The sequence below is a fragment of the Chromobacterium sp. INPA-IVC genome, from assembly GCF_059047085.1.
Map to the genome: position 1 here is coordinate 373,362 of NZ_JBTNLS010000006.1, position 21,446 is coordinate 394,807.

General features: G+C 66.4%; 20 protein-coding genes. 11 read left to right on the forward strand and 9 right to left on the reverse strand.

Annotated features, from left to right (window positions below; genetic code table 11):
- The first annotated feature begins 91 nt into the window (after nt 1–91).
- Nucleotides 92–1,465: an MFS transporter gene (locus ACX17K_RS13535; RefSeq protein ID WP_493775196.1), complete on the forward strand. Its 1,374-nt coding sequence runs from the start codon at nt 92–94 to the stop codon at nt 1,463–1,465.
- A gap of 5 nt (nt 1,466–1,470) precedes the next feature.
- Here the strand turns inward: ACX17K_RS13535 and ACX17K_RS13540 are convergent, their stop codons facing one another.
- A complete protein-coding gene (locus ACX17K_RS13540) occupies nt 1,471–1,812 on the reverse strand; it encodes a YnfA family protein (protein ID WP_493775197.1) in 342 nt (113 codons plus the stop codon).
- 117 nt (nt 1,813–1,929) lie between these two features.
- On the opposite strand from ACX17K_RS13540, the gene ACX17K_RS13545 reads away from it, so the two are divergent.
- Nucleotides 1,930–2,310 (forward strand): VOC family protein, encoded by a 381-nt coding sequence (locus ACX17K_RS13545; protein ID WP_493775198.1) that lies wholly within the window; start codon nt 1,930–1,932, stop codon nt 2,308–2,310.
- 148 nt (nt 2,311–2,458) lie between these two features.
- Here the strand turns inward: ACX17K_RS13545 and ACX17K_RS13550 are convergent, their stop codons facing one another.
- The 3 genes from ACX17K_RS13550 to ACX17K_RS13560 form a co-directional block, all read right to left on the reverse strand.
- Nucleotides 2,459–2,899 (reverse strand): RrF2 family transcriptional regulator, encoded by a 441-nt coding sequence (locus ACX17K_RS13550; RefSeq protein ID WP_347371274.1) that lies wholly within the window; start codon nt 2,897–2,899, stop codon nt 2,459–2,461.
- A 54-nt stretch (nt 2,900–2,953) separates the two neighbouring features.
- Entirely contained in the window at nt 2,954–4,168 is a 1,215-nt protein-coding gene (gene hmpA, locus ACX17K_RS13555) for an NO-inducible flavohemoprotein (RefSeq protein ID WP_493775199.1), read from the reverse strand.
- Between the two features lie 131 nt (nt 4,169–4,299).
- Nucleotides 4,300–4,932 (reverse strand): lytic polysaccharide monooxygenase auxiliary activity family 9 protein, encoded by a 633-nt coding sequence (locus ACX17K_RS13560; protein WP_493775200.1) that lies wholly within the window; start codon nt 4,930–4,932, stop codon nt 4,300–4,302.
- Between the two features lie 297 nt (nt 4,933–5,229).
- Between ACX17K_RS13560 and ACX17K_RS13565 the strand changes: the two genes are divergently transcribed.
- The 3 genes from ACX17K_RS13565 to ACX17K_RS13575 all read left to right on the forward strand — a co-directional run bounded on the left by ACX17K_RS13565 (nt 5,230) and on the right by ACX17K_RS13575 (nt 8,815).
- Nucleotides 5,230–7,854 (forward strand): glycoside hydrolase family 15 protein, encoded by a 2,625-nt coding sequence (locus ACX17K_RS13565; RefSeq protein ID WP_493775201.1) that lies wholly within the window; start codon nt 5,230–5,232, stop codon nt 7,852–7,854.
- Nucleotides 7,851–8,177 carry a hypothetical protein gene (locus tag ACX17K_RS13570; RefSeq protein ID WP_493775202.1) on the forward strand — a complete coding sequence of 109 codons (327 nt, stop codon included), beginning with the start codon at nt 7,851–7,853 and terminating at the stop codon, nt 8,175–8,177. The genes ACX17K_RS13565 and ACX17K_RS13570 overlap by 4 nt, the downstream gene beginning before the upstream one ends.
- A gap of 110 nt (nt 8,178–8,287) precedes the next feature.
- The gene (locus tag ACX17K_RS13575; RefSeq protein WP_493775203.1) at nt 8,288–8,815 is read left to right on the forward strand and encodes a GNAT family N-acetyltransferase; all 528 of its coding nucleotides are present in this window, start codon (nt 8,288–8,290) and stop codon (nt 8,813–8,815) included.
- Nucleotides 8,816–8,861: 46 nt separating this feature from the next.
- On the opposite strand, the gene ACX17K_RS13580 is transcribed toward ACX17K_RS13575, so the two are convergent.
- A complete protein-coding gene (locus ACX17K_RS13580) occupies nt 8,862–11,129 on the reverse strand; it encodes a nitric-oxide reductase large subunit (protein WP_493775204.1) in 2,268 nt (755 codons plus the stop codon).
- Between the two features lie 186 nt (nt 11,130–11,315).
- Entirely contained in the window at nt 11,316–12,413 is a 1,098-nt protein-coding gene (locus tag ACX17K_RS13585; RefSeq protein ID WP_493775205.1) for a nickel/cobalt efflux transporter, read from the reverse strand.
- Nucleotides 12,414–12,529: 116 nt separating this feature from the next.
- Here ACX17K_RS13585 and ACX17K_RS13590 point away from each other — a divergent pair, with 116 nt between their 5' ends.
- Nucleotides 12,530–12,802, forward strand: a complete 273-nt coding sequence (locus ACX17K_RS13590; RefSeq protein WP_046157194.1) for a metal/formaldehyde-sensitive transcriptional repressor — start codon at nt 12,530–12,532, stop codon at nt 12,800–12,802.
- 6 nt (nt 12,803–12,808) lie between these two features.
- Here ACX17K_RS13590 and ACX17K_RS13595 read toward each other — a convergent pair whose 3' ends face one another.
- Together ACX17K_RS13595 and ACX17K_RS13600 are read right to left on the reverse strand one after the other, a co-directional pair.
- Entirely contained in the window at nt 12,809–13,126 is a 318-nt protein-coding gene (locus tag ACX17K_RS13595; RefSeq protein ID WP_493775206.1) for a cupredoxin domain-containing protein, read from the reverse strand.
- Between the two features lie 14 nt (nt 13,127–13,140).
- Complete coding sequence (locus ACX17K_RS13600; RefSeq protein WP_493775207.1) at nt 13,141–14,097, reverse strand: metallophosphoesterase family protein; 957 nt, start codon at nt 14,095–14,097, stop codon at nt 13,141–13,143.
- Nucleotides 14,098–14,294: 197 nt separating this feature from the next.
- Here ACX17K_RS13600 and ACX17K_RS13605 point away from each other — a divergent pair, with 197 nt between their 5' ends.
- From ACX17K_RS13605 to ACX17K_RS13615, 3 genes are all read left to right on the forward strand, one after another.
- Nucleotides 14,295–14,912, forward strand: a complete 618-nt coding sequence (locus ACX17K_RS13605) for a TetR/AcrR family transcriptional regulator (RefSeq protein ID WP_347371264.1) — start codon at nt 14,295–14,297, stop codon at nt 14,910–14,912.
- Nucleotides 14,913–14,998: 86 nt separating this feature from the next.
- A complete protein-coding gene (locus ACX17K_RS13610) occupies nt 14,999–15,739 on the forward strand; it encodes an NADPH-dependent oxidoreductase (RefSeq protein WP_493775208.1) in 741 nt (246 codons plus the stop codon).
- Nucleotides 15,740–15,767: 28 nt separating this feature from the next.
- Nucleotides 15,768–16,862, forward strand: a complete 1,095-nt coding sequence (locus ACX17K_RS13615; RefSeq protein WP_493775209.1) for an alkene reductase — start codon at nt 15,768–15,770, stop codon at nt 16,860–16,862.
- A gap of 37 nt (nt 16,863–16,899) precedes the next feature.
- On the opposite strand, the gene ACX17K_RS13620 is transcribed toward ACX17K_RS13615, so the two are convergent.
- The gene (locus ACX17K_RS13620) at nt 16,900–17,541 is read right to left on the reverse strand and encodes a TetR/AcrR family transcriptional regulator (RefSeq protein ID WP_493775210.1); all 642 of its coding nucleotides are present in this window, start codon (nt 17,539–17,541) and stop codon (nt 16,900–16,902) included.
- A gap of 71 nt (nt 17,542–17,612) precedes the next feature.
- Here ACX17K_RS13620 and ACX17K_RS13625 point away from each other — a divergent pair, with 71 nt between their 5' ends.
- Together ACX17K_RS13625 and ACX17K_RS13630 are read left to right on the forward strand one after the other, a co-directional pair.
- Nucleotides 17,613–19,067: an amidase gene (locus tag ACX17K_RS13625; protein ID WP_493775211.1), complete on the forward strand. Its 1,455-nt coding sequence runs from the start codon at nt 17,613–17,615 to the stop codon at nt 19,065–19,067.
- Between the two features lie 189 nt (nt 19,068–19,256).
- Nucleotides 19,257–21,329, forward strand: coding sequence for a prolyl oligopeptidase family serine peptidase (locus tag ACX17K_RS13630; RefSeq protein WP_493775212.1), 2,073 nt, complete (start codon nt 19,257–19,259; stop codon nt 21,327–21,329).
- Nucleotides 21,330–21,446: the final 117 nt, after the last annotated feature.

A 21,446-nucleotide genomic window follows, 5' to 3' on the forward strand; every position in this document is an offset into this window, starting at 1 on the left:
TAATCTCTACTATCAGTTTCCATAAAGCAGGATTATCAGTCAATAAAACACAATATACAGTGCAGCCATTCCCACATTACGGATATCCATCATGGACCGCTCCCTGTCGCTGCCTGCAACGCCTCCCCATTCTTCAGCCTGGGGACTGGCCGCCCTATCGCTTACCCAGTTCATGATCGCGCTCGACTACTCCATCGTGTATGTCGCGCTGCCGACGCTGGCGCGTCAATTGCAATTGGCCGCCAATGAGGCGCAATGGGTGATGTCGGCCTATGCGCTGCTGTTCGCCGGCTTCTTGCTGCTGGGCGGCCGCTTGAGCGACCGCTACGGCCCGGTTCGCGTTTTCGTCTGGGCCAGCGGCTTGTTCGGCGCGGCTTCCTTGCTTGGCGGACTTGCCGCTTCAGCCGCGCCTCTGCTGGCCGCGCGCGGCCTGCAGGGCTTGGCCGCCGCCGCTTTGCAGCCGTCATTGATCGCGCTGATTTCGCTCAACTTCGCCGAAGGCGCCCCAAGAACGCGCGCGCTGGCCATCTGGGGCGCGGTCGGCGCATCCGGCCTGGTCGCGGGCGTCGCGCTGGGCGGCTTGCTTGTCGCCACCTCCTGGCGGCTGGTGTTTTTCATCAACCTGCCCATCGCCCTGCTCTGCATGGCGGGCGCCCGCCGCTGGCTGGACGAGCGATCGGCCCGTCGCGCTCCGCAAGCATTGCCCTGGCTGGCGGCGCTGCTGGGCACGGCGGCGATGAGCAGCCTGGCTCTGGCCTTGACCTTGCTCGGCGAACACGCGGCGAGAGTCGAATACGTGGACTATGCGCTACTCGCGACCGCCATCCTGCTGCCCGCTTTTTTGCTTGCAGAATGGAAGTTGCCGCAGCCGATGATTCCGCGCGAAACGCGCCGCTTGCCCAGCTTGCGCGCCGGCTGTTTCGCCAGCGCCTGCTATATGGCCGGCGTCGGCACCGAGTTTTTCCTGGTAACGCTATTGCTGCAAGAAGGCTATGGCTATGGCCCGCTGCAAGCCGGGCTGCTGTTTCTGCCGCTTGCCGGCGCCATCATCGCGGGCAATATGGTGGCCGGGCGCGGGATTCCTAAAATCGGCGCCGCGCGAATGCTGTTCTGGGGATTTTTGCTGGCGCAAATCGGGCTATGGCTGATCGCCATCTGCGCCAAGGAATACGACTACCTGAGCCGCCTATTGCCGGGATTGCTGATCAGCGGCCTGGCTCACGGCATGATCTACACTGCCAAGTTCGCCGTCGGCATTCGCAGCATTCCCGAGCAACAACACGGCGCGGCCAGCTCATTGATGGTAACGGCGCAATACGCCAGCGGCGCCGTCGCGCTGGCTCTGCTGTCTTTGGTCTTGCAGCGCTGGACGGGCCACGCCGGCTATCAAGCGGGCTTTGCCCTGTTAGGCTTGTTCAGCTTGATGGGCGCGCTGCAAGCGCTGCATCTCAAGCTTAAGAAATAGTTTTACTAGCTTCTGGGCGCGAACATGATCACCAGCATTCCGGCCAGCGCCAGCGAACACCCCAGCGCGTCCCATCGGTCCGGCCGGATGCCATCCACCAGCCACAGCCAAAGCAAGGCCACGCTGACATACACGCCGCCATAGGCCGCATAGACCCGCCCGGCGGCGGCCGGGTGCAGAGTCAGCAGCCAGGCGAACAAGGCCAGCGACAACGCCGCCGGCGCCAGCAGCCACCAGGACTTACCCTCGCGCAACACCAGCCACGGCAAATAGCAGCCGACGATCTCGGCCAATGCGGTCAACACGAACAGGCCCGCCACGCGCGGCAGGCCGGACAGCCATTCCATATGTTCTCCCACGCTCTTGCGCCTGCGCGGCGCTATCGGCGCCATGAAAAATAGCAATTTAACAATCAATTATTATTCAAATAACATGAAACAATAAGCAACCGACAGGAGGAAACCATGGCCCCATTCAATGTCCTCGGACTCGATCACATCGTGTTGCGCGTCGCCGACCCAGCCCGCTCCGAACGATTCTATCTGGAAGCGCTGGGTTGCCGGGTGGTGAAGAGACAGGAAAAACTGGGATTGGTGCACCTGGATGCCGGCAGCGCGCTGATCGACCTGCTGCCCGGCGGCGAGCCGGCCGGAAACAATGTCGACCACTTCTGCCTGCGGATAGCGCCATTCGATGAAGACGCGATCCGCGCCCACCTTGCCCAGCTGGGCATCGCCGTCGAGCCGGCCAAGCAACGCTTCGGCGCCGAAGGCACCGGCCCGTCGATCTACCTGCGCGACCCGGACGGCAACGGAATCGAGCTGAAAGGCCCGGCGGCGGCCTAAGCGCCAAGGCCACCGGCGGGGGTGCCGCGCAGAGCGCGGCAAGGAAGCAACTCAAACACTAAAGCCGCTGATAACGCCCTGAGCCAAGGCGCGCCGACGCAAACAGTACGCATCGTACGGCAAGGAGGCGCAACGCAGGATCAAGGCGCTATCCGCTGCTCAGACGATGCAGACGGATGATGGCCTCGCCGGTCGGACTGGCCACGATGTCGCGCAGCGTATAGCCGTCCAGCGTCAGGAAAAAGGCCGCCAGCGCCTCGTCCAGCGCGCCTTTCAGCAAACAGCCGCGGCTCAGCGCGCACGGCGGCTCGGCGCAGTCTATCAACTGCGGCTTGCCTTCCAGCGTGCGCACCACCTCGCCCAGCCGGTAGTGTTCGGGCTGCCGCGCCAGCGCCATGCCGCCGCCCTTGCCCCGGGTGGTGGCCAGCCAACCTTGCTGCGCCATGAAGTGCACCACCTTGACCAGATGGTTGCGCGACACCTCGAACCGCTCGGCGATCTCCGGAATGGTGGCCAGCTGGCCGGGCTGCTGCCCGGTCAGGTACATCAGCACGCGCAGTCCTAGGTCGGTGAATCGGGTCAGTTGCATGTCTATCTTCAGTGCGGGGAGTCGGCGGCAGCATACCGCGTCTGGCCGATGGCCTCAATCGTCGCCAGGGTGGGAGCCGAACACTTCGTAATGGATGCGGTCGGCCGTCACGCCCAGGCCGCGCAGGCTGTCGCGCTGCGCGCGCATGAAACCCAGCGGACCGCACAGGTAGTAATCGGCATCCGGCAGCAGCGCCAGGCTCTTGATCTCGCCCAGGCTCAGGCGACCGGCCGCGTGGTAATCGGCGCCGATCACATCCTGCGCGCGCGGCGTCTCGTAACAAACATGAATCTGCAACTGCGGATGTCGATCGGCCAACTGGCGCACTTTCGCGCCCATCGCGTGCGCGCCGCCGTGCCGGGCCGCATGCAGGAAGCGCACCTCGCGGCCGCCGCGCTTGAGCAGCTGGCCCAGCATCGCCTGCATCGGCGTCTGGCCGACGCCGGCGCTGATCAGCACCGCCGGACCGTTCCGTTCCTCATGCAGGAAGAAGTCGCCCTGCGGCGCGCTCAGCTCCAGCACGTCGCCGACCTGGACCTCGCGATGCAGCAGATTGGACATGCGGCCGGCGGGCTTGCCTTCTCCCGCGTCTTCGCGCTTGACCGAGATCCGCAGGTACTCGCCGTTGGGCGCGTCGGACAGGCTGTACTGGCGCGGCTGGCTCAGCCCCCATTCTGCGACGAAACGCTTCACCGACACGTACTGGCCGGGCTTGAACGACGGCAGCGCGCCGCCGTCGCTCGGTTCCAGATAGAACGACTCGATCTCCTCGCTTTCCGCTTCCCTTTTCGCCACCCGGAACGGCCGCCAGCCGCTCCAGCCGCCATCGGCGTTGGTGGTGTCGCGGTACATGCCGTTTTCGATGCCGATCAACGTGTCCGCCAGCAAGCCGTAGGCCTCGGCCCAGGCCTGGATCAGATCGTCGCCGGCCGCCTCGCCCAGCACCTCTCGGATGGAGGCCAACAGATGCTTGCCGACGATGGGATAGTGCTCGGCGCGTATGCCCAGGCTGACATGCTTGTGCGCGACGCGGGTCAGCACCGGCAGCAACGGCGACGGGTCGTCGATGTGCTGGGCGTAGGCCAGCACCGCCATCGCCAGCGCCTGCTGCTGCTGGCCGGAGTGCTGGTGTCCCTGGTTGAACACGTTCTTCAGCTCCGGGTTGTGTTCGAACATGCGGCGGTAGAAGTGGCTGGTCAGCGCCACGCCGTGCTGCTGCAGCACCGGCACGGTGGCCTTGACCAGGGATCGGGTTTGTTCGCTCAGCATGTCAGCTCCTTAAGATATTCAATAAATACATCTTTATTGCCGAAAAAAATCCCCTTCTCTGCCGGGGATCTTTTAAAGATGTAAAAATTATACATGTTTATTTGATCTGTGTCACAAAACTACGCAACGCATCACGAGAAGTTGAAGTCGATCACCTGATAGAAGGCGTTGCCGGTGTCCGCCACTTCCCACACCGCCAGCACCACGTGGTAGCCGCGGCGCTCCGGCAGGCGAACCTGATGGATGGTCGGCTGCGGCGGCGTCAGTTCGGCCTGATGCTCCCAAAACGGCTGCGCGGTCAGCTCCGCCTTGTAGAACGGTTCCGCGTCAAACTGGGCGCGCGTCAGCGGCCGATTCGGATCCCAATCCGTCTTGGTGATGAAGTAATTCCAGCGCCGCGTCAAATGGACAGCGTGGTAGCTCCATTTGAATTCCAGCGTCTGGCCGGGCCTCGCCTGATGCTTGTGCCAGCGATCGGCGCTTTGCTCGTCCAGCACCGCGGCGTGCTCTTGCCCGACGCTGGCTAGCCTGCCGTCGACAGGGGGCTTGGCGTTGACGGCGTCGGTCGGCGCCAACGGATCGTGCAGATTGGCCTCCACGGCCGGAAAGAACTTGCCGCCTTCCAGGCCGTTGACCTGCCAGCTCTGCAGCGGACATTGCGCGTTGACGCCGTCCACGCACAGCTGGCCGCGCGAGGCGGGCTCGAAGACTTGGCCGTGCCGAGGCTGGGCGACGGATTGGGACTCCACCTTGGTCTGGCTCATTGCATCCCCCTATATCGGTTGGAAAACCGGACAGTTTGTCCGGCTGTTGACAGCGTAAGCGTCGCCCCATGCCCATGCCCCATCCTTTGTGATGGCTGCCCGGCTCGCCGCGCCTCCTCCCATCCCAACGGCCTGCTGGTGCTTGCGTTTCGCCGCGGCCTGTCCTCCAGAACACTCCGACGCACGGCCGCCGCCTCGCTCTCATTTATTTGGTATATTGCGTAACAAAATTACAATGACATCAAAACAATAGGCTTCATCAACGCCAGCAAAACATTCGAAGAGGAGACAACCATCATGCCCCATCCGTCCCTGACCCGCCCCGCGCTTTTGGGCGTCCTGATCGCCGCCCTGTTCTCGCCCGCCATCCAGGCCGCGGAGGCCTTCGGCGCCCCCGGCAGCGCGCCGGCACGCGGCCCGGCGGCCAAGTCCTTCGTCGGCACCGCCGTCGGCAGCCCGTCCAAAGTCTATTTCACCGGCTACCGCGGCATCGTGTCCGAGGTGTACTACCCGACGCTGGACACGCCGGAATCGGTGGATCTACAGTTTCTAGTCGGCGACGCAGGCCAGACTTTCGTCGACGAAGAAAAGCGCCAAGCCTATTCCGCCGGCCAAAGCGACAAGCGCACGATGAGCTGGATCGCCAGCACCGGCAACGACAGCCATAACTGGCGAATCAGCAAGCGCATCTTCGCCGACCCCGCCCGCGACGCGCTGGTGCAGCGCACGACCTTCACCGCGCTGAACGGCCATACGGTCGGCGACTTCAATGTGTACGTGCTGTTCAAGCCCTATCTGGACAACGCCGGCGCCGGCAACAGCGCCCAGACCGTGGCCACCGCCGGCGGCTACGCGCTGGCCGCCAGCCATAACAGCCGCGCGTCGGCGCTGATGGCCAGCCGGCCGTGGAAAACCGTCAACGGCCAGGCGATGCTGTCCAACGGCTTCGTCGGCCAAAGCGACGGCTGGACCGATCTGATCGGCAGCGGCGACAACACTATGCACTGGACCTTCAGCTCCGCCACCAACGGCAACGTGGCGCAAACCGGCTGGCTGGACCTAGGCGATCCGACAGCTACCAGCGCGTCCTTCGACCTGGTGCTGGCTTTCGGCAAGAGCCAGGGCGACGCAATCAACACCGCCGCCGCCTCGCTGGGCTCGGACCTGTCCGCCGCGCAGCAGCAGTACGACAACGCCTGGCACGCCTACGCCGCCGGCCTGTCCACCCAGGGCGGCCTGGCCGATGACCGTTACTATCTGGCGGCGATGACGCTGAAGACCATGCAGGACAAGAGCAACGGCGCGATGATCGCCGGCATCGGCACGCCATGGGGCGAGACCCAGGGCGACGCCAACCAGGGCGGCTACCATCTAGTGTGGCCGCGCGACTTGTTCAAGTTCGCCAACGCCCTCTACACCGCCGGCGACGCCGCCACCGCCACCACCGTGGTGAACTATCTGTTCAACACGCTGCAGCAGAACAGCGACTGCGGCGCAGCGGAATACAACGCGCCCGGCTGCGCCGCCGGCTACAGCCGCGTCGGCCGCTTCCCGCAGAACGCCTGGGTCAGCGGCTGGCCGTACTGGCAGGGCACGCAGATGGACGAGCAGGCGATGCCCATCCTGCTGGCCTGGCGGCTGGGGCCGTCCGTTTCCAATCCGCTGTGGCCCAAGATCAAGCAGACCGCCGACTACATCGTCGCCACCGGTCCGTGGAGCTACCAGGAACGCTGGGAAGAGAACGCCGGCTACTCGCCGTCGACGATCGCAGCCGAGATCGCCGGCCTGGCGGCCGCAGCCGACATCGCCCGCGCCAACGGCGACGACGCCAGTGCCGGCCGCTACCTGTCCGCCGCCGACTACTGGCAACAGAACGTCGCCGCCTGGACCTACACCACCAGCGGCGGCTTCGGCAACGGCAGCTACTACCTCCGGATCAACCCGGCCAATCGCGCCGGCAGCGGCGCCGACCGCGCCAGCTTCAATCCGGCGGCCGGACCGGACGCGCCGCAGACGCTGACGGTGAAGAACGGCGGCGGCAGCCACGATGCCCGCCGCGTGGTGGACGGCGGCTTCCTGGAGTTGGTGCGGATGGGCGTCAAGCGCGCCGACGATCCCACCATCGTCAACACCATGGCTGTGTTCGACAGCGTGCTCGGCCAGTATCTTGCGCTGCCCGGCGCGCCCAAGCTGCCGGCCAACGCCTGGTTCCGCTACAACTTCGACGGCTACGGCGAGCACAACGACGGCGGCGACTTCGACGGCGCGGGCGTCGGCCGGCTGTGGCCGATCTTCACCGCCGAGCGCGGCATGTACGAGATCGCCCGCCAGGGAGCGGGCAGCGCCGGCCAGCCCTACTTCGCCACGCTGAAGCTGCTGGCCACGCCGGAAGGCATGCTGCCGGAACAGGTATGGTCCAACAGCGCCACGCTGCCGGACGGCTGGGCGGTGACCACGCCGGCCGGCTACCAGCCGGGCAACGCCACCAAGTCGATGGGCCCGTTGAACTGGGCGATGGGCGAATACATCAGCCTACTGGCCTCGATCAACGCCGGCCGCGTGATCGACATTCCGCAAGTGGTCTGCGCGCGCTACAACAACTGCCGCGCCGCGCCCAAGGCGGGCGAAGTGGCCGTCGGCATCAACGCCGCCGCCAGCACGCAGTGGGGCCAGCAGGTCTACGTCACCGGCAATGCCCGCGCGCTGGGCAACTGGAACACCGACCTCGGCATCCCGCTGGACGCGGCCGCCTACCCGTCATGGCGCAACGGCGTCAATCTGCCCGCCGGCCAGCAGATCGCCTACAAGTATTACCGCAAGAACGCCGACGGCAGCGTGAGCTGGGAAAGTCGGTCCGGCAACCGCAGCCTGCAAACGCCGGCCAGCGGCAGCCTCAATCTGAACGACCAGGTGAGCTGGTGATCCCGCGCCGCGCCGGGCTCCTCATCCTGATAGGCCTGGCGGCGGCAGGCGGCGCGGCCTGGCGGCTGCGGCAAGCGGAGCCCTCTCCTTTTCCGCCGACCACCGCCAAACCGGCCGCCGCGCCGCCAGCCCAACCCATCGTCCATCAGGCCACGCCCGCCACGCAGTGGCGGCAGCCAGCCCGTCCGGCGCTGCCGCCGGTGAAAAAGGGCGGCGACAGCTGGCGGCCGGATGCCGCGCCGGTAGTGGCCAAAGTGGAAGTCCAGCGCGGCGCGCCGGATATTCCCGACGCGCAACCGCTGCCCAGGCCGCCCGATCCCTGATCCGGCCGCGGCGTCTTGCGGCTTCGATGGCGAAGGCCCGGTCTCCCGGGCCTTTTTCTTGCTTCACCATCAAGCCCGCATGTCCAAAAACAGAAAACAGGAGACTCAAGATGGCGCAGCTGGAAATCATCGCGCTCGACGCCGCGCAAACCCAAGCCCGCATGCCGGAGTTGGCCGAACTCTTGCACGCCTGCGTGCATGACGGCGCCAGCATCCATTTCGTGCAGCCCTTCCCCATCGAGCAAGCCGCCGCGTTCTGGCGCGACAAAACCTTGCCCGGCGTCGCCGGCGGCGGCCGCGTGTTGCTGGCCGCGCTGGCGGACGGCGAGCTGGCCGGCAGCGCGCAGCTGGACTGCGACACCCCGCCCAACCAGCCGCACCGCGCCGAGGTATGCAAGCTGATGGTGCATCCGCGCCACCGCCGCCTGGGCCTGGCCCGCGCGCTGATGGCGGAACTGGAAGTCCAGGCACGGCAACACGGCCGCAGCCTGCTGACGCTGGACACCGCCAGCGGCGACAAGGCCGAGCCGCTGTATCTGTCTCTGGGTTATCAGGAAGCCGGTAGGATTCCCGGCTACGCTTGGGATGGCCGCGGCGAAAAGCTGCAAGCCACCACGCTGATGTACAAGACGCTGTAGGCGCGAAAAAGCCGGGCAAGCCCGGCTTTTTTCACTTCACTACACCTCACGCCCGTTGCGCCGCGGCAGCCTTCCTGCCGCCCCAGCCCAGCAGCTTCAGGGCGAAGCGGCCCAGATACAGCACGCCCAGCGCGAACACGATGTCGCCCGGCACCCGCAGCCACACCAGATTCTGCATCAGCGCCGAATGCACCACCTCCGGCGAGCGCGCGTACCACAAGCCATGCTCGATGCTGGCCCAGGCCTGGTAGATGCCGGAAGGCAGGATGGACATGAACACCATCATGAACAGGCCGATATTGAGCATCCAGAAGGTCGGCTTCAACAAGCCGTCATCCCACAGCTCCGCCTCCGACACGCCGCGCAGGCAGAACAGCATCAGGCCGATGCCCAGCATGCCATAGACGCCGAACAGCGCCGCGTGGCCGTGGGCCGGCGTCATGTTCAGCCCCTGCACGTAGTACAGCGAGATCGGCGGGTTGATGGCGAAGCCCAGCAGGCCGGCACCCACGGTATTCCACAGGCCGACCGCTACGAAGCACAGGATGGCCCATTTGTAGCGCGCCACCCACGGCGCGGCGCCGCCGCGGCGGTAAGTCTGCCAGCCTTCGAAACCCACCAGCGCCAGCGGCACCACTTCGAATGCAGAGAACACCGCGCCGATGGAAATCACCGCGGTGGACGCGCCGGTGAAGTACAGATGGTGCAGCGTGCCCAGGATGCCGCCGAACAGGAAGACGATGGTTTCCAGCACGATGGCGCGGTTGGCGCTGGCCATGCGGATCAGGCCCAGCCGCGCGAAGATCAGCGCGATCACCGCGGTGGCGAATACTTCGAAGAAGCCTTCCACCCACAGGTGCACCAGCCACCAGCGCCAGTACTCGATCATCGAGTAATGGGTATGCTGGCCCCAGGCCAGCGAGGTGGCGTAGAACAGGCCGATGCAGGCGGCGGACAGCAGCAGCATCGCGATCAGGCTGCGGCCCTCGGTTTCAGGATTGCGCAGCGCCGGCAGCAGCGCGCGCGCCACCAGGAACAGCCAGAACAACAAGCCGACAAACAGCAGGATCTGCCACACCCGGCCCATGCTGGTGTAGGCCAGGCCCTGGTTACCGATCCAGAAGCTGAAGTCGGTGCCCAGCCGCTGCAGCGTGCCCAGCCAGCCGCAGACGGTGGAGCCGACCACGATGAAGATCAGCGCCCAGAACAGCACGTCCACGCCCAGCTTCTGATGCTTGGGCTCATGGCCGGACAGCAGCGGCGCGATGTAGAGGCCGGTGGCCAGCCAGGCGGTGGCGATCCACAGCACGCCGAACTGGGTGTGGATGGTGCGGCTCACCACCCAGGGCAGCACCTCGGCCAGCGGCAGGCCGAAGAAGCTATGGCCCTCCACCGCGTAGTGGGCGGTGATGGCGCCCATGCCCACCTGGGTCAGCAACAGGCCGATCACCACATAGAAATACTTGCGGGTGGCGCGCATCGACGGCGTGGCCTTGAGCCGGCCCAGCGGATCGGCGTCCGGCACCTGCGCGGGCGCCTCGCCTTCGCCGGCGGCCATGTGGTACCACACCATGGCGGCGATGCCGGCCAGCATCAGGATCACGCTGGCGATAGACCACATGCCGTTGGCCGCGGTGGGCGCGTTGCCGACCAGCGGCTCGTGCGGCCAGTTGTTGGTGTAGGACACGCCGGTCTCGCCCGGACGATCGGCGGCGGCGGACCAGGCCGACCAGAAGAAGAACGCCGACACCGCCAGACGGTCGTCGGCCGACGGCAGCGCGTTGGCGGTCATCGCGTACTGCTCGCGCAGCGTGTCAAAAGCCGGATCGGCGCCGTACAGGCCCTGATAATGAGCGGCCACCTCGCGCGCGGCGGCAGCGCGGGCCGCGCTCAGCGTCAGCTTGTCGCTGGCCGCGTCATAGCCGTTGGCGCGCATCTCGCGGCGCAGCTCGGCGTCCAGCATGCCCTGATGTCCGACATCCAGCTGCGCGTAAGGCTTGCCGAAGCGCTGCCTGGCCCACTCCTCCCTCAGCGCCAGCGCCTCGCGGTGCAGCCAGTCTGCCGACCAGTCCGGCGCCACGTAGCTGCCGTGCCCCCACACCGTGCCCAGCTGCTGGCCGCCAGACGCCAGCCAGGCCTGTTGGCCGCGGCGTATTTGCTCGCCGGTGAACAGCGCCTTGCCGTCGGCGCCCTGCACCACGGCCGGAATCGGCGGCGCCGCCTGATAGATTTCCTTGCCCATATAGAGCAGGACCGAGAATGACAGCAGGCAGATCACCGCCAGCCATCCCCATAGTCTTCGCGTGTTTTTCATATGCGCTCCCTTCGCGGGCCTCCCAAGTAACTGACTCAATCCGCAGCCTACATGCTGGAATTAAAGATGTATATATTGCACATCTTTAAGCATGATACAGATCAAGGCCTCGGAATCCATTCCTTGAAAACGCATAAAAAAAGGCAGCCCCGCGCGGAAGCCGCCCTTGCCGCCCTATTCAGCCGCTCAAGCCAAGTGCGACCAGCCGGACCAGCCCAGGTACAAGCCCACCAGCATGATCAGCGCGCCGGAGACATACGGCGCTTTCCTCACCCATTCGCCGAAACCGCTCCAGCGCCCCGCCACGTGCTTGACGCTCAGCGCCGCCAGCACGCCGGACGCCACCATGGTTAGCGCCAGGCCGATGCTGAAGCACAACACCAGCGTCGCGCCCAGCGCCACCTGCTTCAATTGCAGGCACAACAGCAACACGGTGATGGAGGCCGGACACGGCACCAGGCCGCCGGTCAGGCCGAACAGCACGATCTGGCCGGTGGTGACGTCGCGGCCGGCGAAGCGGCGGCGGATGTCGTTGGCGTGCGCCAACTCGTGCGGGTCCTGGTAGCCGGACGCGGATACGTCCAGGCCCTCGTCCCGAGCCACCGCATGATGGCCGTGCTCGGCGAACTCGATGTCGTAATCATGGCTGTGATGGCCGTGCCCCAGCTTCAGCCGCGCGACGAAGGCATGCGGCTCGGGTATTTCCTCCACCGACTCCAGGAACCCGCCGACGTCGCGGAACGCGAACGCTTGCCGACCGCCATCGGGCCGCTCGGTTTCCAGCGACACGTGCTCGGCCCGCCACGACAGCCGATGACCATCCGCCGCGGCCAGGCGGAAGCGCGGCGGCATGCCGGCCTCGGCAATCTCCAGCGCCACCACGCCGTGGCCGGTGTCTATCTCCTTGGCCTCGCCATCATGGTGATGGTGATCGTGGCCATGCCGGCTATGGCGCCAGGTGCGCCACATCATCCACGCCGCCACCATGATCACCAGCGCCGCGGACGCGATCTGGAAATACGGCTCCGCGGTTTCGGCATTCCAGCTGCGGCCGAAATGCATGCCCGCCAGCGCCACCAGCCACACCACGGCGGTGTGGGACACCGTGGCGGCCAGGCCCAGCAGCACGGCCTGGCGCACCGTGCCGCGGATGGCGACGATGAAGGCGGCCATCATGGTCTTGGAGTGGCCCGGCTCCAGGCCGTGCAAGGCGCCCAGCGCGATGGCGCTGGGCATGAACAGCCAGGCGTTTCCCTGCAGCAGCAGGGCGGAGAACGAAGTCATGGCGATTTCCGGATAGGGGGTAGATGCGCCGCATTATACTCACCCCCAGTATCAATATACTAGCCCCCAGTATGTGCCATGCTAAGATCAGGCGATCGAAAACGGAGAACCACACGATGTCGCACACGGTACGGGACAAGGCCAAGCTGCTGGCGCGGGTGCGCCGCCTGAAGGGCCAGGCCGCCGCGCTGGAAAAACAACTGGAGAGCGATGGCGACTGTTCAGCCATCCTGCAGCAGATCGCCGCGATACGCGGCGCGGTCAACGGACTGATGCTGGCGGTGATGGAAGGCCACCTGACCGACCACGTGGTCAAGGAACCGGAGCTGGAGCAGCGCCAGCACGACCTGGACGCCGTGCTGCAAGTGCTCCGCTCCTATCTGAAGTAAACCCGCTCAGGGCTTGCGCACGTGCACCACGCCGGTCATGTACGGGTGCACCGCGCAGAAGTAGGCATAGTCGCCTTCCTTGTCGAACACATGCTCGTAGCGGTCGTCGGTGTCCAGCGCCTTGGAGACGAAGGATTTGTCGCGGCCCGACACCGTATGCGGGATTTCGTCATGGTTGACCCACGTCACCTTGGTGCCCGGCGCCACCGTCACCTCCTTCGGCGTGAAGGCGAACTTGCTGATGTCCACCTGCTGCGGCCCGGCCCAGGCCATGCCGGCGGCCAGCCAGGCGCCCAGCGCCGCTCCCGTTTTCCAAGCGCTCATGCCATCCCCCTCTCTCAATGATCCAGCGGCGTGTCGACCATCGCCAGCTGGCCGCTGCCCGGAACGATGGTCAGCTGCCGAGTGCCCAGCAGCTTGCCCAGCTCCCCGGCCGGCACCTTGACCGGCGCCGGCTCGCCGAAACCAGCCTGGCCCGGCGTCGGCAGCGGATAGGCCAGCGAGCGCGCGGTGTGGAAGGCGACATGCCCCTCCACTTTCTGCATCACCTGGTGGATATGGCCGTTCAACACCGTCACCGAGCCGAACGGCCGCAGCAGCGCCATCACCCGGTCGGCGTCGGCGGTGCCCCAGCCCCAGGGCTCGTACACCGTCCACAAGGGAATATGGGCCAGCACGATGATGGGCGTGGAGCGCGACAGGCCGGCCAGATCGCGCTTCAGCCAGGCCAGTTGCTCGTCGCCCAGCGCAGCCAGCCGGCTGGTGGAGAAATTCAGCACATTGTTGAGCGCGACGAAGTGGACGCCGGCCTGGTCGAAGCTGTACCAGGCCCTGCCCTTGCCGTCGTGGTCGAAGAACTTCAGATAGCCGGACACGCCGTCGTCCAGCGCGTCATGCTCGCCGGGGATGGTGTGGACGCGGTCGACGCGGATCTCCTTGAACATCTGCCGCCCCAGATCAAACTCCTCCGGCTTGGACAGATGGCTGACGTCGCCGGTGTGCACGGCGAAGGCAGGCGCCCGCGACAAGGCGTTGATGTCGGCGATCGCGCGGCGCAGGCTGCCCTGCACGTCGGGATTGGCCTCGCGGTGGAAACCCAGATGGGTATCGCTGATCTGCACGAAACTCAGGCCGCCCTCGCCCGCGCCGATAGATCCAGCAGCCTGCGCCCGCGGCACGCCGCCCGCCATGGTCCACACCAGCGCCGCGCCGGACCAGGCGGCCAGACAGCCCAAGGCCTCGCGGCGGCCTGCGTCCGGCGCGCCTTCTTGATCCGTTGAATCCTTTTCGTCCATCGCCCGCTCCTTTCGCAATGCGCCTCCGCCCGGCCGTCCGACCGGATCGGCCGCTTGGCGGCGACGCGCTGAGCTGGTTGTAGGATGGGCATCCGGCGCAGTCAAGCCGCGCCGCTGTGGAATGAAAACGACAACGGTTTGAGAGGCTTCGGATAATTTTCTTGAAACTAGACGACTGGTCTAGTAGTATTCAGCGCATGTCACGAGCCAATCATTCAGCCGACACCCGCGAGCACCTGCTGGCCACCGGCGAGGAAATCATCCTCGGCAAAGGCTTCGCAGCCGTCGGGCTGGCGGAGATCCTCTCCACCGCCGGCGTGCCCAAGGGGTCGTTCTACCATTACTTTCCGTCCAAGGAAGGCTACGGCGTGGAAATGCTGCGCCGCTACTTCCTGAGTTACGACGAAAGACTGGTGGTGCTGTTGCGGCCCGAGTCCGGCAACGCCCGCGACTGCCTGATCCGCTATTTCCAGGGCTGGCTGGACACCCACCGCTGCACCGAGCAGAGCCATACCTGCCTGGCGGTGAAGCTGGCGGCCGAAGTGTCCGACCTGTCCGAGCCGATGCGCGAAATGCTGGCCGAAGGCATGGGCCGGCTGATTTCCCGCCTGGCCGACACCATACGCCGCGGCCAGAGCGAAGGCAGCCTGTGCACCTATCTGGAAGCCGACGAGCTGGCCGCCAGCCTGTACAGCCTGTGGGTGGGCAGCGCGCTGCTGTACAAAGTGCAGCGCTCCGACCAACCCATGCACAACGCCTACCGCTTGACGGAAACCATGCTGCCGCAGCCCGACAACGCCAGCTGTAAACGATAAAGAGAGCACCCCGCCGCAGCCGGCGGGTTTTCTTGAAGCCAATACTAGACGACTGGTCTACTCATTTAATTGAAATGGAGCGAATCATGAACGAAACCTTGCAACTGATGCACAGCCATCGCAGCGTGCGCAGCTATCAGGACAAGCCCATCGCCCCGGAATTGCTGGATGCCGTGCTGGACGCCGCCTGGAAAGGCCCAACCTCGATCAACGGCCAGCAGGTCTCGCTGGTGGTGGTGCAGGATGCCGAACGCCGCCAGCGCATCGCCGAAATCGCCGGCGGCCAGCCCTGGATCGCCCAGGCACCGGTGTTCGTCGCCGTGGTGATGGACTTCCACAAAACCCATCTCGGCGTGGAAATGGCCGGCGAAAAGCAGGTGATACACGACAGCGTGGAAGCCTTCGCCGTCGGCTCGGTGGATGCCGGCATCGCGCTGGGCAACATGATCACCGCCGCGCACGCCGCCGGCCTGGGCGTGGTGCCGATCGGCGGCATCCGCCGCGATCCGCAGGCGATGATAGACCTGCTGGATCTGCCGGAACTGACCTTCCCGCTGGTTGGCCTGGTGATAGGCCACGTTCAGGATGACGCCGAACCGAAGCCCCGCCTGCCACGCTCGAGCTTCGTCCATCGCGAAAGCTACCAGGCCGCGGAGCTGGCCGGCCACATCGCCGCCTACGACGACACCCTGCGCCGCCACTGGCAGGACATCGGCCGCGCCGACGGCGAGCCCTGGACCGCCAACACCGCCCGCTACTACCGCCAGGTTTACTTCCCCAAGGTCGCGCCCGTCGCGCGCGCCCAGGGTTTTGGCTTCGAGCAGTAACTCCGACCACTCCTCCAAGGAAACCGATATGCACGCCGATAAACTGCTGACCCCGCTGCAAATGGGCGCCGTCGCCCTGGCCAACCGCGTGGCGATGGCCCCGCTGACCCGCCTGCGCAACATCGAACCGGGCGACGTTCCCGGCCCGCTAGCCAAGGAATACTATCGCCAGCGCGCCAGCGCCGGCCTGATCGTGGCCGAGGGCACCCACATCTCGCCCACCGCCAAGGGCTATGCCGGCGCGCCCGGCATCTACAGCGAGGAACAGGTCCGCGCCTGGAGCGAAGTGACCGACGCCGTGCATCAGGACGGCGGCAAGATCGCGCTGCAACTGTGGCACACCGGCCGCATCTCGCACCGCTCGCTGCAGCCTAACGGCGACGCGCCGGTCGGCCCGTCCGCGATTCAGGCCGACAGCCGCACCAATATCCGCGCCGCCGACGGCAGCTTGGTGCGCGAGCAATGCGACACCCCGCGCGCGCTGGAAATCGAGGAGATCGAGGACATCATCGAGGACTACCGCCGCGCCACCGACAACGCGCGCCGCGCCGGCTTCGACCTGGTGGAAATCCACGGCGCCCACGGCTATCTGATCGACCAGTTCCTGTCGCCGCAAGCCAACGTCCGCGCTGACCAATACGGCGGCAGCGTGGAAAACCGCGCCCGCTTCCTGCTGGAAGTGGTGGACGCGGTAGTGGCCGAGTGGGACGCCGATCACGTCGGCATCCGCATCTCGCCGCTGGGCATCTTCAACGGCGTCACCAACACCGATCAGTTGGAAATGGCGCTGTACCTGGCCGAGCAGCTGGCCAAGCGCAAGCTGGCCTTCCTGCACATCTCCGAGCCGGACTGGGCCGGCGGCCCGGTGCTGGACGACGGCTTCCGCGCCGAGCTGCGCCAGCGCTATCCGGGCGTGATCGTCGGCGCCGGCGGCTACACCGCGGAGAAGGCCGAAACGCTGTTGAGGAAAGGCTATATCGACGCCGCCGCCTTCGGCCGCAGCTATATCTCCAACCCGGACCTGGTGGAGCGGCTGAAACAAAACGCCCCGCTGAATCCGCCCAAGCCGGACAGCTTCTACGGCGGCGGCGCGGCAGGCTATACCGACTACCCCGCGCTGTAAGCCTCTCCAGTCCAGCCCCGCGTCTCCGCGGGGCTTTTTATTTCGCCGCGGCCTGCCGCTCGACAATGGCGCTGGCGATCCGCAGCGCAAGCGCGCCGGCATCGGCGATGGACCGGTTCTGCGCGGCGACCTGCGCGCCCTCGAACACCAGCATCAGTTCGCTCGCCGTGTCCTCGGGCGACGCGAGGCCGGCGGCCCGGCACAAACCCGCCAGCCGCCGCCACTGGCTTTGCTTGTATTCCTCTATCAATTTGCGGCCGACGTGCTCCCTGTCCGGCAGCTCGGCGATCGAGTTGATGAACGGACAGCCACGGTGCGACCAGCCGCCGGCGTCGTCGGCGAAAAAGGCCGCCCATCCCAGAATCTGCGCGCGCGGATCGCCGACGTGCTCAGCCTCGATGGCGTCGAACGCGCGCCAGTAGCCGGCTATCACCTGGCGCAGCCATTCCGCCAATAGCGCGTCTTTCGACTGGAAATGGCGGTACAGCGCCATCTTGGTGGTATTCGCCCGGGCGGCGATCGCCTCGACGCCGGTCGCCCGAATGCCATCGTTGTAAAACAGTTCGCCTGCCGCCTCGAGGAGGCGCTCCCGCGGCGGGACCGAAGCATCGGTTGCTTTTCGCTTGTTCATTTTTCCATTCGTCTTGACGATGATACCGATCGGTATCATCATGCTCATGCAGTGATACCGTACGGTATCACCACTCTCCGGCCCATGTCGAGCCGGGGCATCCTCCATGGGAATCAGCGATGAAGCTTTCAGAATATGCGCAATATGACGCGGTGGGCCTGGGCAATCTGGTCGCGCGGGGCGAAGTCAGCCCGCAGGAGCTCGCCGATGCGGCGCTGCGGGCGTGCGCGGCGGTCAATCCTCAAATCAACGCGGTCATCGAAACCTGGCAGCCCGAGCTCTCCGGCATCGCCACGGCGCTGGAGCGCGGCTCGCCGCTCGCCGGCGTGCCCTTCCTGATCAAGGATGTCGGCGTGACCATGGCGGGCAGGAAGATAGAATTCGGCAGCCGGCTGGCGCAAGGCTTCACCGCCGCGGCCGACTCCATCCTGATGCGGCGCTTCCGCGAAGCGGGGTTGGCGACGCTGGGACGGACCACCACTCCCGAGTTCGCCTGGAGCGGCACCACCGAATCCGCGCTCTGCGGTCCGACCCGCAATCCCTGGAATCCGGCGCGCGGCGCGGGAGGCTCCAGCGGCGGCGCCGCGGCGGCGGTGGCCGCCGGCATCGTGCCGATGGCCCATGCGACCGACGCCGCCGGCTCCATCCGCATCCCGTCCGCCGCATCCGGCGTATTCGGACTGAAGCCGACGCGCGGCCGCGTATCCAACGGCCCGATTCTCGATGAGGCCATCCACGGTCTGGCCGCGCAGCTGGGCGTCAGTCGTTCGGTGCGCGACAGCGCCGCGCTGCTCGACGCCGCGCGCGGCGCGGACGCCGGCCAGCCCTTCTCCATCGAAGAGCCAGGCGGCAGCTATCTCGCGCAAGTCGGCGTCGAACCCGGCCGGCTGCGGATAGGCGTGATGGCGCAAGCCTGGGGCGGCCAGCGCACCGCCGCGTCCGTCCTCGGGCATCTCGCCGAAGCCGCGCGGCTATGCGAGTCGCTCGGCCACATCGTAGAGGAAGCGGCGCTTCCCCTGGGATGCAGCTGGGACGCCTTCGTCCATGCCAGCTCGGTGCTGTGGGCCGCCAACATCGCCGCCTGGGTCGACGACATGGCGGCAGCCACCGGGCGCAAGATCGATCTGTCCACGCTGGAGCCGCAGACGCTCGCCGTCTACCGGACCGGACACGGGATACGCGGCATCGAGATCGTGCGGGCGCTGGATCTGCGCAACGCCGTCACCCGCAGCGTCGCCGCCTTCTTCACGCGCTACGATCTGCTGCTGACGCCGACGCTGCCCGACCTGGCGCCGCCCATCGGCAGCTATGCGGCCGGCGCGGAAACGATGGACGGCCACCAGTGGACCGACCGCGTGATGGGCGGCTCGCCGTTCACCCCGGTCTTCAACGCCGCCGGCGCGCCGGCCATGTCGGTGCCGCTGTTCCTGGATGCGGCGTCCGGCTTGCCGGTCGGCATGCAATTCGTCGCGCCGGCAGGACGGGAGGACGCGCTGTTCCGGATGGCTGGCCAACTGGAGCGCAGCCTGCCGTGGGCAGGCCGCAAGCCGACGATATGGACGGGAAAAGCCTGAAGCCCGCGGCAGCCGGACCCAGACGCTTCAAGCAGACAGGGAAACCGGCGTCCCACGCCGATGACAAAAGGATTTGAAACGCGCTACAGTCTGGGATTGGCCGCCGGCCCGGCCGCGCGCGCCGCGACAACAGGGCGTCCTGCACGCCGGCCGCGCCGGCGGCAAGGGCCCCGCATTTAGGAGAACATCATGAAGACCAGACTGCTCGCGTCCGCCGCCTTGCTGCTGGCGGCGCAAGGCCACGCCGCCGCGCAGGACCCCTATCTATGGCTGGAGAACGTGCAGGGCAAGGACGCCCTGCAATGGGTGCATCAGCAGAACGCGCTCACCGTCAAGGAAACCGAGGGCTGGAAAAACTTTCCGCAGTTGAAGCGGGACATCCTGGCCATCCTCGACTCCAGCGCGCGCATTCCCTCCATCGAAAAGATAGGCGACCGCTACTACAACTTCTGGCGCGACGCCCAGCACCCGCGAGGCCTGTGGCGCAGCGCCACGCTGGACGAATACCGCAAGGCCGATCCGGCCTGGGAAACGGTGCTGGACCTGGACAAGCTGGCGAAGGATGAAAAGGAAAACTGGGTGTGGCAAGGCGCGGACTGCGTCAAGCCCAAGCAGGACCGCTGCCTGATCCGGCTGAGCCGCGGCGGCGGCGACGCCGCGGTGGTGCGCGAATTCGACCTGCCGGCCAAACGCTTCCTCGCCGACGGCTTCGTGGTGCCGGAAGCCAAGAGCGAGGTCAACTGGGCCGACCGCGACACGCTGTACGTCGCCACCGATTTCGGCAAAGGCTCGCTGACCGATTCCGGCTATCCCCGCATCGTCAAGGAATGGAAGCGCGGCCAGCCACTGTCCGCCGCCGCGACGCTGTTCGAGGGCAAGCAGACCGACATCTCGGTCAACGCCGACGGCATCGACACCGCCGGCCACCATTACGACGTGATCAGCCAGGGCACCAGCTTCTTCGCCAGCGACACCTACCTGAAACAGGACGGCAAGTGGCTGAAGCTGGACAAGCCCGGCCACGTCGAAGCGTCCTTCCATGGCCCCTGGCTGCTGCTGCGGCCGCGCCAGGACTGGAATGTCGGCGGCCACGACTGGAAAGCCGGCAGCCTGCTGGCCATCAAGGCAAGCGACTACCTGCAGGGCAAACGCGACGTCACCGCCCTGTTCCAGCCCAGCGCCACCACCTCGCTGGGCGGCAGCGCCGGCACCCGCGACGCGCTGATCCTGACCGTGCTCGACAACGTCAAGAGCCGGCTGGTCGAATGGAAAGTGGTGGACGGCAAATGGCAGTCGCGCCCGGTGGCCGCGCCCGGCTACGGCAGCATCAGCGTCAGCGCGGTGGACAGCGACGACTCCGACGACTATTTCTTCACCTTCACCGACTTCCTGACTCCGACCTCGCTGTCGCTCGCCCACGCCGGCAGCGACGCGCGCGAGCCGCTGAAGCAGCAGCCCGCCTTCTTCGACGCCAAGCCCTATCGCATCCAGCAGTTCTTCGCCCGCTCCGACGACGGCACCCGCGTGCCCTACTTCGTGGTGGCGCGCAAGAACCTGAATCTGAACGGCAAGAACCCGACGCTGCTGTACGGCTACGGCGGTTTCGAGGTGTCGCTGACGCCCTATTACAGCGGCACATTGGGCAAGGCCTGGCTGGAGCGAGGCGGCGTCTACGTGCTGGGCAATATCCGCGGCGGCGGCGAATACGGCCCTGCCTGGCACGAGGCGGCGCTGAAGCACAAGCGCCAGAAAGCCTACGACGACTTCTCGTCCATCGCCAGGGACCTGGCCCGGCGCGGCATCGCCGACTCCCGCCATCTCGGCATCAAGGGCGGCAGCAACGGCGGCCTGCTGATGGGCGTGATGCTGACCAAGTATCCGCAGTTGTTCCACGCCGTCGTCTGCCAGGTGCCACTCTTGGACATGCGGCGCTTCAACAAGCTCTTGGCCGGCGCCAGCTGGATGGACGAATACGGCAACCCGGATCAACCTGCGGACTGGGACTACATCAAGCGCTATTCGCCGTACCAGAACCTCCGCGCCGGCGCCAAATATCCGGCCACGCTGTTCGCCACCTCCACGCTGGACGACCGCGTCCACCCCGGCCACGCCCGCAAGATGTACGCGGCGATGAAGGCGATGGGCGCCGACGTCCGCTACTACGAGCGCACCGAAGGCGGACACGGCGCCGCCGCCAGCCACGACGAGGAAGCCCGCATCGCGGCGATGGAATACGCCTTCCTGTGGAAGGAACTGCGCTGATCCACGACGGCCCCGTCCCGGGGCCGTTTTTTCCTTCCGGCCAAGCGCGCCCGGACGTTTTGCCTCCCCGCCGGAACGCCTCGCCCCGCTTCTACAGCCAGCTACGCCGCGCCTTCG